General features: G+C 29.6%; 12 protein-coding genes and 1 other annotated feature. Of the genes, 8 read left to right on the top strand and 4 right to left on the bottom strand.

What is annotated here, in order from left to right; all coding sequences use genetic code 11:
- Positions 1–58: 58 nt before the first annotated feature.
- Positions 59–1,294 (top strand): FprA family A-type flavoprotein, encoded by a 1,236-nt coding sequence (locus B3N22_RS07060; RefSeq protein ID WP_286905817.1) that lies wholly within the window; start codon positions 59–61, stop codon positions 1,292–1,294.
- Positions 1,295–1,340: 46 nt separating this feature from the next.
- Here B3N22_RS07060 and B3N22_RS07065 read toward each other — a convergent pair whose 3' ends face one another.
- A complete protein-coding gene (locus B3N22_RS07065) occupies positions 1,341–2,249 on the bottom strand; it encodes an SDR family oxidoreductase (protein ID WP_275299656.1) in 909 nt (302 codons plus the stop codon).
- 523 nt (positions 2,250–2,772) lie between these two features.
- Between B3N22_RS07065 and B3N22_RS07070 the strand changes: the two genes are divergently transcribed.
- The 6 genes from B3N22_RS07070 to B3N22_RS07095 all read left to right on the top strand — a co-directional run bounded on the left by B3N22_RS07070 (position 2,773) and on the right by B3N22_RS07095 (position 8,175).
- Positions 2,773–2,958 (top strand): hypothetical protein, encoded by a 186-nt coding sequence (locus B3N22_RS07070; RefSeq protein ID WP_286905818.1) that lies wholly within the window; start codon positions 2,773–2,775, stop codon positions 2,956–2,958.
- Positions 2,959–2,990: 32 nt separating this feature from the next.
- Positions 2,991–3,395 carry a hypothetical protein gene (locus B3N22_RS07075; RefSeq protein ID WP_286905822.1) on the top strand — a complete coding sequence of 135 codons (405 nt, stop codon included), beginning with the start codon at positions 2,991–2,993 and terminating at the stop codon, positions 3,393–3,395.
- A gap of 6 nt (positions 3,396–3,401) precedes the next feature.
- On the top strand, positions 3,402–4,616 hold the full coding sequence (locus B3N22_RS07080) for a methyltransferase domain-containing protein (protein WP_073020077.1): 1,215 nt from the start codon (positions 3,402–3,404) through the stop codon (positions 4,614–4,616).
- A 117-nt stretch (positions 4,617–4,733) separates the two neighbouring features.
- Complete coding sequence (locus B3N22_RS07085; RefSeq protein ID WP_073020078.1) at positions 4,734–6,002, top strand: MFS transporter; 1,269 nt, start codon at positions 4,734–4,736, stop codon at positions 6,000–6,002.
- 55 nt (positions 6,003–6,057) lie between these two features.
- Positions 6,058–6,264: a heavy-metal-associated domain-containing protein gene (locus tag B3N22_RS07090; protein ID WP_021804160.1), complete on the top strand. Its 207-nt coding sequence runs from the start codon at positions 6,058–6,060 to the stop codon at positions 6,262–6,264.
- Between the two features lie 273 nt (positions 6,265–6,537).
- Complete coding sequence (locus B3N22_RS07095; RefSeq protein WP_286905824.1) at positions 6,538–8,175, top strand: ATP-binding protein; 1,638 nt, start codon at positions 6,538–6,540, stop codon at positions 8,173–8,175.
- Positions 8,176–8,268: 93 nt separating this feature from the next.
- On the opposite strand, the gene B3N22_RS07100 is transcribed toward B3N22_RS07095, so the two are convergent.
- The 3 genes from B3N22_RS07100 to gloA2 form a co-directional block, all read right to left on the bottom strand.
- Positions 8,269–8,589 (bottom strand): ACT domain-containing protein, encoded by a 321-nt coding sequence (locus B3N22_RS07100; protein WP_073020079.1) that lies wholly within the window; start codon positions 8,587–8,589, stop codon positions 8,269–8,271.
- Positions 8,579–10,255, bottom strand: a complete 1,677-nt coding sequence (ilvB, locus tag B3N22_RS07105) for a biosynthetic-type acetolactate synthase large subunit (RefSeq protein ID WP_286905825.1) — start codon at positions 10,253–10,255, stop codon at positions 8,579–8,581. The genes B3N22_RS07100 and ilvB overlap by 11 nt, the downstream gene beginning before the upstream one ends.
- Before the next feature lie 53 nt (positions 10,256–10,308).
- Positions 10,309–10,566: a binding site (T-box leader), on the bottom strand.
- 61 nt (positions 10,567–10,627) lie between these two features.
- Positions 10,628–11,011 carry an SMU1112c/YaeR family gloxylase I-like metalloprotein gene (gloA2, locus tag B3N22_RS07110; RefSeq protein ID WP_286905847.1) on the bottom strand — a complete coding sequence of 128 codons (384 nt, stop codon included), beginning with the start codon at positions 11,009–11,011 and terminating at the stop codon, positions 10,628–10,630.
- A 133-nt stretch (positions 11,012–11,144) separates the two neighbouring features.
- On the opposite strand from gloA2, the gene B3N22_RS07115 reads away from it, so the two are divergent.
- Positions 11,145–12,188, top strand: a complete 1,044-nt coding sequence (locus tag B3N22_RS07115) for an FAD:protein FMN transferase (protein ID WP_286905848.1) — start codon at positions 11,145–11,147, stop codon at positions 12,186–12,188.
- Positions 12,189–12,261 lie beyond the last annotated feature (73 nt).

Consider the following 12,261-nt stretch of genomic DNA (forward strand, 5'->3'; position numbering starts at 1 on the left):
CCTCCAAGGATATAAGATTAGTTCATAAGATGAGTAAATGAATATGGAGGAATTAAATATGAATAATAATATTAAACTTAATGAAAATACTTACTGGATAGGAAAAGTAGATGATAGGGATGTTCCATTTCATAGATTAGTATTAACAAAAGGAACAACTTACAATAGTTACTTACTTAAGACTAAAAAACCTACAGTAATAGATACAGTAGATATAAGTTTTGGAAGAGAGTATGTGGAAAACTTAAAGACTTTGATTGATCCTATGGAAATAGAATATATAGTAATAAATCATTCGGAGCCAGATCATTCAGGGGGATTAGGTAGCCTTGCAGCTCAAGCTAAAAATGCAACTATAGTTTGTACAGAGCCAGCAGAATATGAGTTAAAAGAGATGTATAAGCTTCATAAAAGAAATTTCTTGATAGTTAAAGATGGAGATAAACTTGATATAGGTGGAAAAACTCTAAGATTTTTTGAAACACCATATCTTCATACTGAAGAGACTATGATAACTTACTGCGAAGAGGATAAGATATTATATCCATGTGATATATTTAGTACTCACATAGCTAATTATGAGTATTTTAATGATCTAGCAAAAGAAGATATAGATGAAGATTTTTCAGTATATTATTCATTAATAATGCATCCACATAGAACCTATGTACAAAAAATGATAAATAAGATAAAAGATATTGATATAGATATTATAGCTCCTTCACATGGTTATATATTAAGAAAAGATGCTAAGAAGTATATGCAAATGTACGATGTCTTAAGTAAAAACACAGATCTAGGTAAAAAAGCTTTGGTGTTATATTCAACAATGACTTCAAATACCAAAAAATTTGCTGGTAAGATTAAAGAATATCTTGAAAATTTAGATATAGCTACTGATATTATGGATACAAGTAAAGTTTCTAAAGAAGAAGCTATAGAGGCTATTAAAAATGCAGATGCAATCTTTCTTGGGTCATCTACAAGATATGGAGATATGATAGGAAATATAGAGGATACTCTTAAAGAACTAAAAAATATAGATTTAGAGGGCAAAGTAGGGGTTGCATTTGGATCTTATGGATGGAGCGGGGAATCAATAGAAATAATTCAAGACTACTTAAAAGCTACTAATATGAAGGTATTAAGTACATCAGATTTAATAAAATCAACAGGAAGAATAGATATTGAGTTTCCTATAAGAGTAAGATTTTCAATAAACAATGAGCCAGAAGAAAAAAGAGTAGAAAGATCTATAGAGTATGTAAGTAGTATACTTTTAAAAAATAAATAAATATAAAAAAAAATGCTGAATTAATTTTCAGCATTTATTTTTTTACTTATGTTGCAACAAAACCGCCACCATTTACATGAATTATTTCTCCAGTAACGTAAGTAGAATCTTCAGAAGCAAGATAAACATAGGCAGGTGCTAATTCTACCGGTTGAGCAGCTCTATGCATAGGACTATCCTTACCGAATTTTTCAACTTCCTCAGCTGGATAACTTGAAGGAATAAGTGGAGTCCAAACAGGACCTGGAGCAACCCCGTTTACTCTTATACCTTGGGAAACTAAGTTTATAGCTAAGGCTCTAGTAAAAGATACAATGGCTCCTTTTGTAGAAGAGTAATCTATTAAGTCCTTATTACCTCTATAAGCAGTTACTGAGGCTGTGTTTATTATGGAACTTCCTGGTTTTAAATAAGGTAATGCAGCTTGAGTTACGAAGAAGAGAGGGAAGACATTTGTTCTAAATGTATCTTCAAGCTGTTTTGCTGTAATATCTAATAAATTTGGCTTATAGAATTGAATTGCAGCATTATTTACTAGAATGTCTAGTTTACCAAAGGTTTTAATGGTATCATCAACTATTTTTTTACAGAAGTCTTCCTTTTTTAAATCCCCAGCAATTAAAAGGCAACGCCTTCCCTGAGCTTCTACTAAATTTTTTGTCTCTTCAGCATCTTCATGCTCATAGAGGTAGACTATAACTATATCAGATCCTTCCTTTGCAAATGCTAAAGAAACGGCTCTACCTATACCACTATCTCCTCCAGTTATAATAGCTACCTTATCCTTTAACTTACCACTTCCTTTATAGTTAGGATTATCAAATATAGGTCTTGGGGTCATTAAAGCCTCTATGCCAGGTTGAATGGGTTGATGTTGGGGTGGAAAAGAACTTGGAAAAGAAGTTCCATAAGCACTAGTATCTTGACGCACTTGATATGGATTAGAAAAATTCAAAGCAAATCCTCCCGAAATAAATATAACTATATAAAATTATATGCACCTTATTATAAAGTGTTAAATTCAGATCACCTTATTATAAAATGTTAAATCAACACACATTGAAATAAAGTGTTAATTCAATGCACTTTATTTCAATGTGGTTCTAAAGGATAAAAGTAATAAGGAATTTGATGGAGCTTGAGAAGAAGCCCCTACAGAATAGAAGTGCACTGCTGATCGGTAGACGCGATTCTCAGCGTCAGTCTAATCATTTGTTAATAAAAGTTAAAAGGAATTGATGAGACTTGAGAAGAAGTCTCTACAGAATAGAAGTGCATACTTAATTATCTAATTAGATAAGTAGGTAATTAGATAATTAGATAAACAAGTAATTATCTATGTATTTATGTTTATTTGACGTAAGAAAATAGAGGATTTATAATTAGGTATAAAGTCGAACGGTAAAAAATATTGGGGAGAAAATGTACATATAATAACGAAATTTAATTCGACTTACTTGGGGAATGGGGGCAAAAATATGAAGTTACAATTAGCTTATTTACTAAACAGAAGACTTAAAAATCATTCGGAAAATGTATTTGAAGGAATTTCAAAGGGGAGAAAAAAGGCTTTAGAAAATTGGTTTAAGGACAAATGGGTTCAGCTAGAAATGACAAAAGATCTTGTAAGCACATTTAGAGAAGATGATGGAGCAATAAAATAATACTTAGGTGATAAATAAAGGGGTGAGAGTTAGTGACAAAAATAATTAAGATGTTAATGGAAATTGTAAATAATATACATGACTTTTTAGAGATAGTAACCGATAAGCTAAATTGGGGTTTTAATGATAAGCAGTTACATTTTATAATCATAGGAGTTATAGGTATAATTATATTTGCAATAACTCATGCTCTATTCAAATGGGTAGCAAAATATAGTATAACGGTTATATCATTTATATATACATTTACAGTATTACTTGTTATAGTATTTGGAATTGAAATAGGACAAAAAATTACTAAAAGAGGTAATATGGAATTTGCAGATGTTGTTGCAGGTGTTTTGGGGTTTATATACATTTTTATGATATATCTAATAATAAGACTTATAATATACATGGTTAAGCAAATAATAAAAAATAAAAAATTAGAGAAGTGATTTAGGATGAAAATAGGGAAATTTTCAGAGATAAATAAGTTAAGTATAGATACTATTAGACATTACATGAACTTAGACTTGATATTGCCTAGCAAAAATGGAACTCAATATGAGTTTGATGAAGCCTGTCAAAAGGATTTAGAAGATATACTCATATTTAAGTCTATGGGTTTTGAGCTAAAAGAAATTAAGTCTATATTCTACTATAAGAGGCTTGCAAGTTTAACTCAATATGAAGAAAATGAATATTATAAAGAAATATTTGAGAGTAAATATGAAGAAATTGATTCTGAAATAGAGCTACTTTTGAAAAATAAAGGTATGCTGGAAGAAAAAATATCTGAGATATCTAGCAAAAGCACTATGGCTAAAAGAAAGATAGGTATTGATATAAAAGTGCTATCTAATCTATGCTGTGCAAAGTGTAGGGGAGATCTTTCATTAGTTGATGGAAACATAGAAAATAACCAAGTCATCAATGGAAAGCTTAAATGTGATTGTGGAGAAGAATATGTAATTGACGACGGAATATTAATAGTAGATACAATTCAACAAGAATTTGAAGAGATTAAGCAAACAAGAATTATTGACTATATAAATAACACAAACTCTAATTATTTAGATAATATGTATAAAGGTCATGAAATATTATATAAAAATATAAACCTTGAGACATATGAAAATAGAACAATGTTAGAATTAGGTTCAGGTTTAGGATTTTTTTTAAGAAGAATGTATGAACATATTCCTTCTACATCTATTTATATAGCTGTAGATCATGATATAAATAGACATAGATTTTTAAAATCAGCTTTAGAAAAGGCAGATGAAAAGAAAAATATTGTTTTTATATGTTCAGATTTTTTAAATTTACCTATTAAAGAGAATCAAATAGATGTACTATTTGATATTTCTGGTAGTAGCAACTATGGTTTTGAACATGAGAATTTTTTGCTTAATTCTTTAGAGAGATATATCAAAGAGAAATCTGAACTAATAGGTTCTTATATAGTATTTAAAAATTTTAATAAAAACAGTGATGTTAAGGAGTGCTATAGAAAAAACTTTAGTAAAAGTTTCATTAAAGATAGTATTAACAGCCTTGGATATAAAAAGAGGAATGAATTTGTATCTGACTTAGTTGATGAAGGTGGAATATATGAACCTTACTTCCAAGAAGGAGAAAAAGTTTACTTCTATATATTTCATGGAAAAAGATAGTGTAGACCCAATGGTTTGCACTTTTTTTGTTTATAAACTTAAAAAATACCCTATTGATATGGTGTTAAGGCTACATTATATAATAAAAACATCAAAACAAAGGGGGAAATAATTAAGATGAAAAACAATAAACTTATTAAAATTTATATTGTTAATAGAGTTTTCCATTGGCTCATAATGGGATTAACTATACCAGTAATTACAATGATTCTTTTAGATAAAGGTCTGGATTTTTTAGAAGTAGGACTATTAATCTCTATTCAATCTGCTATGGTAATCATAATGGAACTGCCTTCGGGAGCTATGTCAGATGCCATAGGCAGGAAACGTGTGTATATGATAGCAATGACAGCTTCACTAATATGTAGTTTTCTATTTATGTTTGTAAGCGGATTTACGTTGTTAGCTTTAGTTGCCGCAATTAATGGAGTTGTTCAGGCATTGTCTTCAGGGACAATAGATGCTTGGTTTGTAGATGAATTTAAAGAAAAATATCCTGATGAAAATCTACAAAAGGCATTATCTATAGTTCAAATCTTCACCTTTATATTTTTAGCTCTAAGTTCTATCGTTGGAGGAATATTACCTATGACTTTAGGTAGTATAGTCAATACAAAATGGGGGTTAAGTATATACTCAGGGAATTTTATTGTTCAAATATTACTACTACTAATCCATATACTACTCACAATAGTATTAATAAAAGAAAATGAATATGAAAATAGAAAACAAGATATTTTAAAAAGCTTTAAAACATTTCCTATTATATTAAAAAACTCAGTAAAGGAGGGCGTGAAAAATAAATATATATTTTTACTATTACTAACCGCCATTGCCTGGGGAATAGGTTTTTCAGGACTAGAAGCTTTTTGGCAACCGAAGGTAAAAACTATTGTAGGTTTAGAGAGTGGTGACTTAATATTAGGGGTTTTAAGTAGCGGATATTTTCTAGCGGGAGCTTTAGGAAGCTATGCATCCAGTCATATATGTAAACTTGTAGATAACAATCTAGCAAAGCTTCTTATAATACTAAGAAGTATTTTAGGGATATTATTTATAATTTTGGCATTTCAAAATAATATTATAGGATTTGCCATAGGTTATTTGGTTCTTTATTCAGTGAATGGAATGTCAGAATCTCCTTATTATACGCTTTTTAATAATGAAGTCAAAAGTGACAATAGAGCAACGCTACTATCTTTAGAATCACTATTTATGAAGTTTGGAGGAATGGTAGGTTCTATAGGTATAGGATATATTTCGAGACAATATTCAATATCAATTGGATGGACATTAAGTGGAGTAGTATTATTTATATCAAGTTTAGCATTTTTAAAATTATATAAACTAGAAAAAGAAAAAGTTAACAATAATATACTAGGATAAAAGAAGTTTTTTCTATAATACTATAGATATCAGTATTATAGAAAGGAGAATAGTTATGAAAAAAGTTCACTATGATGTTTCGGGACTTGTAAACTCTGAGAGCAGAACTAAGCTTCGTAATTCTTTAGATAAAATAACTGGAGTTCAAGAAGTTGAAGTAGATATTAATAGAGGTACAGTAGAAGTAGAGTTTAATGAACCTGCAACTAGACAACAAATAAAAATATGTATAGAAAATACTGGATATGACATTAAAGGTTAAAACTATTACAATAAACTGTTTTAAAATAGATATAAGAGCTATTTTAAAGCAGTTTTTATATTTCTTAAATTAATTAAGGATATAATTAACTTAATATGATAATTATGGTAATATTAGAATAGTTAATTTATTTAATACAATTTTTTACTAAATAGCTGTTATTGGTTTTTGATAAAATCAAATTTGTTTTAATTAAGGATAAAGCATTTTTATCTTAAGCAAGTTGAGTGAAAAACATATATAGAACAATTTATGAGATAGGAGATGTTTATTTTGAATGGTATTTTAAAGGCTAGCAATACAAATTCTCCATATTTGATTACTTACTATAATAATATAATCGGAGGTAATGGTTCTTTCGAAAAATTAACTGGCTATAATATGGATGAATTAAGTGGGAACAGTATAGAGAGAGTAGCTGAAATGTTAGAGATTTATGAAGAGTATGGTTGCAATGAGGTTAAATTAAAAACTAAAAATAACGAGTTAAAACAAATTGAAATTAGTAAAATTGAGTTGCCTAAGGAAGAAATTATTTATTTTTTTAAGGAAATAAATAATTTTGAAGATAGGGCTGATAAAGATAAATTAAATAGATTAACAGGTATCATTAAAGATGTTTCGCAAGGGTTAGTTTTTTTAGATAGCAATAATAATATTACTTTTTTAAATAAGAAAGCAAAAGAGTTTTATAATAATTTTAAATCAATAAGCGAATCAGGAGAGTATTCAGATAGTATATATTACGAAGAGAAATTAAAACAACAAAGAGATAATTTCCTGAATTTGATTGATAATCTTCAGTTACCTATATGGAGAATATCTTATCCATACTATGAGGTAATAGGATATAATAAAACAGCATCAGAGTATTTAGTTAAGACTGGAATAACTCCAGAGGAGATACTAAAAGAACATTTGCTATTAATAGATGATATGAAAGACACAGGAAAAGCAGTGTTTATTAAAAATAGTGAAATTGTTAAGGGAAATAAAACTTACTATGAGAATATTATATATAATCCTATACTTAATGAAGAGGGTGAAATAGAAGAGATAATATTGGTATTAGTAGATGTTACTCCAGAGATAGCTAAGAAAAAGGAGTTAGAGAAGATATTAATTATGCAGAAGGATTTCTTTTCTTTTATATCCCATGAGTTTAGAACTCCACTTACGGTAATAACCTCAGCAATTCAGTTGATAAAAGCTATATGTAAAAATGAGTTAACACCCACTTCTATTAAATATATAAATAAGATAAATAAGTCTGCTTTGCAGCAACTAAGATTAGTTAATAACCTTTTGGATATAACTAAAGCTGATTCGGGCTATCTTAAACTCAATAGAACAAATCTAGATATCGTTTCAGTTACTAAAGTTATTTCTGAGTCTGTAAATTTATTTGCGGAGAAAAAGGGGATAAAACTATCCTTTTCATCAGATTTTAATGAAAAAATAATAGCTCTCGATGACGAAAAATATGAAAGAATACTTCTAAATTTATTATCGAATGCCATTAAGTTTACTGAATCTGGTAAACAAATATATATAAGTATATACCAAAAAAAAGATAAGATTGTTTTAGAGGTTAGAGATGAAGGAGTAGGTATAGCGAAGGACAAACAAAAGATAATTTTTGATAGGTTTGGTCAAGCAGATAATAAGTTAACTAGAAGTTCTGAAGGGACAGGAATAGGATTGTGTCTCGTTAAGTTATTGGTTAATGCATTAGGTGGGGATATAAATGTAATAAGTAAAGAAGGTGAAGGCAGTAGATTTATTGTTTCACTTCCTGATATACAAACGGAAGAACAAAATGTAGACGTTGGAAATTTAATGGAGAATAGATTGGTAGAGACGATGAATGTTGAGTTTTCTAACATATACTTTGAGGAAAGTGCAGGTTAAAAAATGGGGAAAATTATGCTTGTATACTAAGCATAAAAAGGTGAACAATTTAGATATTTCTAAATGATTGTTCACCTTTTTATATTTTAATGGTTATTCAATATTTAAAAATCTTTCAGGATTTCTAAAAATACTCTCATCATAATCCTCATAAACCTCAATATCCAATACATCATGAAGTTTTCTTACCTGCTTAATTATTTGTTCTAAAAATGCATCATTTTTCACTAATAGATACATTTTGCTCTTAGAACCATCACCAATAGAACCACACAATATCCCTTCTAGGTTAAATGCCCGTCTTGAGAATAAACCAGTTATATGAGACATCACTCCAGGATGATTATTAACTAGTAATTCTATAGCTATATGGTTATTATTGTGTAAGGATTTAATATCATTATTATTGTGCATAGCTTTCACCTCCAACCATTTTGTCAATTGATTCTCCTGGTGGAACCATAGGATATACATTTGAAGTTGGGTCAATTGGGATGTTTATTAAATATGGGCCTGTTTTTAACAATACTTCTTTAAGCTTATCCATAGGATTATCTTCTTTACTTAAATCACAGGAATCTATTCCAAATCCTTTAGCTATTAAAGTAAAATCAGGATTGGATATAAATTTAGAGGCAATATAATGTTCTTTATAAAAAAGTTGTTGCTGTTGTTTTACTAAACCTAATCTTCCATTATTAAGGATTATTATTTTAATATTTAGATTTAAGTCCTTTAAAGTAGCTAACTCTTGAATATTCATAAGTATTGAGCCGTCTCCAGAGAAGCAGATAACTTCTTTGTCATCATTAGCTAAAGCAGCACCTATAGCAGCTGGTAACCCAAACCCCATGGTACCTAACCCACCAGAAGTAAGTAAGGTATTTGGTTTGTTAAAAGGATAAGTTTGAGCTACCCACATCTGATGTTGACCTACATCAGTGGATATTATAGCCTCTTTAGTTACTATTGATGAAACATATTTTATTATATTCATGGGATGAAATATATCTTCTTTTTTTGGTAATGCTAGTGGAAACCTAAGCTTAAAATCCTCAATAATATTTAGCCACTCTTCTCTTGAGTTATTAGGTATAACAGCGGTTAAAGCTTTTATGAAAGAATTTATATCTCCTACTAAAGATAAATCAGCTTGTTTCAATTTATTTATTTCTGATTCATCAATATCGATGTGAATTATTTTAGCATTAGGACAGAATTTAGTTACATTACCAACAGCTCTATCATCAAATCTTACACCTAAGGCTATTATTAAGTCGGCTTGATTTAACAACATATTAGTGTATCTAGCTCCGTGCATTCCAAGCATTCCAAGATAAAGAGGATCATCACAAGGAAAACACCCTAAGGCCATAAGCGTTGAGGTAACAGGTATTGAGTTCTTTTTTGAAAGCTCATATATTTCAGAGCAAGAATTTGAATTAACAATACCACCTCCTATATATAAAATAGGTTTTTTAGAGGCTTGAATTAAATCAACTGCTTCTGAAACACCATGGGTAGTAGCTTTGTCATCTGTTATTTCAACTTCTAAATCAGGAAAACAGTCAATTTCTATTACCTGAGTTTGAATATTTTTAGGTATATCAATAACTATAGGTCCTGGTCTTCCATCCTTAGCAAGTCTGAAGGCCTCTGGTATTATAGAAAATAGTTCATCAATAGATCTTATAAGAAAATTGTGTTTGGTTATAGGAATAGTTAAACCATAGGTATCAACCTCTTGAAATGAATCAGTTCCTATAGCAGAATAGGGAACTTGACCTGTTATTGCAATTATTGGTATAGAGTCCAGCTTTGCATCTGCTATAGCAGTTAGTAAATTAGTAGCCCCTGGTCCAGAAGTAGCAAAACACACAGCAACTTCTCCTGTAGATCGTGTCATGCCCTGAGCTATAAATGCAGCTCCTTGCTCATGTCTTGCGAGTATATGCGTAATATTACTGTCATATAAAGCATCATATAGAGGAAGATTTGCTCCTCCGGGAATTCCTGCTATGGTTTTTATACCATGTAATTCTAAAAGTTTGATAGTTATTTGTGCCCCATTTAATTTCATATCAAAATCTCCTTTATAATAAAATAAAAAATCCCTCATCCTAATTATTTAATAATAAGGACGAAGGATTATATCTCCGCGGTACCACCTTGATTTGTATATAAAAATACACACTTAATATAGTACAGGTTAATAAATCTATTACCGATACTACTTCCCTTTTAACAGTGGGACTCCGTTTAACTCTACTCTTTACATTTCCATTAACAACTCCGAGGCTACCTTCTATATATCCTTCATGGGAAATTTCCATCAACATTCCCTTTCTTTGTTTCCAGAGTATATATACTCCTCCTCATCACAGTCTTTAATTATTTTTATTTATTCTATTGTATAGTTTATAAAAGAAGAAGTCAAGAATATTCAGACAATTTATTTTTCATATAATTCAATAGGAAGTTTATCAGGATCACTAAAGAAGGTAAACCTCTTTCCTGTAAACTCATCAATACGTATAGACTCTACATCTATGTTATGGAATTTAAGTTCAGAAACAACCTCATCTATATTATCAACTTCAAATGCTAAATGTCTTAAACCCAAGGCTTCAGGATAACTTGGTCTATCAGGAGAGTTTGGAAAAGAAAATAGTTCTACTTGACTATCACCAATTGACAAATCAAGCTTATAAGAATCACGAGCCTCCCTATAAACTTCTCGAATAATTTTAAGTCCTAATATTTCAGTATAAAACTTTTTAGACACTTTATAATTTGAACATATTATAGCAATATGATGAATTTTTGTTAGATGCATAATAAATACTCCTCCTGCTAAATTTAATATATTGTAACATATTAATTATAGATAACCAATTCTAAATTTGAATTGGTTGTGTTAAAATAACAAAAGATAAGTAACTAAAGTTATTATTATACGGAGGAATAAAATGATTAAGAATAGAAAAACAAAGTCCTTTTTTATACTTGGATTAAGTTTAATTATGAGTTTGGGTTTAATGTCTTGTGGTAATAAAAAAGCAGATTTTCAACCAATATCTAAAAGTGATATATTATTAGATACACCATGTAAAGTAACAATATATGATGATGTTCCAGAAACTGTACTAGATAAAGCTTTTGATGTTTTAAAAGAAGTTGATAGCAGGATGAATGCTAGTAGCGAAACAAGTGAGATATCTGAGGTAAATAGAAATTCAGGAAAAGGGTATGTTAAGGTATCAGATGATACTTTTTATGTAATACAAAAAGGTAAGTCTTATGGTGAACTTACGAAAGGCGTATTTGATATAAGTATAGGACCATTAGTAAAGCTTTGGGGAATCAATACAGATCATGCAAGGGTACCTGCAAAATTAGAGATTGATGGTAAGCGTCCGCTAGTAAATTACGAAAATGTATTATTAAAAGAAGATACAAAAGAAGTTATGCTTAAAAACCCAGGAATGGAACTAGATCTTGGAGGAATAGCTAAAGGTTATGCTGCAGATGCTGTAGCAGAGGTTTTAAGAGCAAATGGAGTGGAACATGCAATAATAGATTTAGGCGGAAACATATTAACACTTGGATCAAAAGTGAACGGTGATGACTGGAAGATAGGAATACAAAATCCTAACACCGAAAGAGGTCAATACTTAGCAACCATAGAAGTTGTTAACAAAACAATAGTTACATCTGGTATTTATGAAAGATATTTTGAACAAGATGGAAAAAGATATCATCATATTTTAGATACTTCAACAGGATATCCAGTGGATAATAATTTAGCTAGCGTTACAATAGTTACAGATAAATCTATAGATGGAGATGCTTTGGCAAAATCCTTCTGTATGGGAGTAGATAAAGGTAAGGAATTTGTTAAGTCACAAGGAGCAGAAGCTATTTTCGTAACTAAAGACTCAAAGGTATACTTAACAGATGGATTAAAAGGCAATTTTAAACTTAATGATAAGAGTTTTACATTAGAAGATTAAATGTTAAATAAGTTTATCGAGAAAAGATTTAAATAATCTTTTTCTCGATAACTTTGTCTAGAAAACCTCCGGC

The organism is Clostridium sp. UBA1652 (assembly GCF_002320975.1).
Taxonomy (GTDB): Bacteria; Bacillota; Clostridia; order Clostridiales; family Clostridiaceae; genus Clostridium_T; species Clostridium_T intestinale.

Coding starts and splice junctions, on each gene's coding strand:
- B3N22_RS07085 (WP_073020078.1), top strand. CDS start 4,734: ATGAAAAACAATAAACTTATTAAAATTTATATTGTTAATAGAGTTTTC.
- gloA2 (WP_286905847.1), bottom strand. CDS start 11,011: ATGCATCTAACAAAAATTCATCATATTGCTATAATATGTTCAAATTAT.
- ilvB (WP_286905825.1), bottom strand. CDS start 10,255: ATGAAATTAAATGGGGCACAAATAACTATCAAACTTTTAGAATTACAT.
- B3N22_RS07100 (WP_073020079.1), bottom strand. CDS start 8,589: ATGCACAATAATAATGATATTAAATCCTTACACAATAATAACCATATA.
- B3N22_RS07060 (WP_286905817.1), top strand. CDS start 59: ATGAATAATAATATTAAACTTAATGAAAATACTTACTGGATAGGAAAA.
- B3N22_RS07090 (WP_021804160.1), top strand. CDS start 6,058: ATGAAAAAAGTTCACTATGATGTTTCGGGACTTGTAAACTCTGAGAGC.
- B3N22_RS07070 (WP_286905818.1), top strand. CDS start 2,773: ATGAAGTTACAATTAGCTTATTTACTAAACAGAAGACTTAAAAATCAT.
- B3N22_RS07080 (WP_073020077.1), top strand. CDS start 3,402: ATGAAAATAGGGAAATTTTCAGAGATAAATAAGTTAAGTATAGATACT.
- B3N22_RS07115 (WP_286905848.1), top strand. CDS start 11,145: ATGATTAAGAATAGAAAAACAAAGTCCTTTTTTATACTTGGATTAAGT.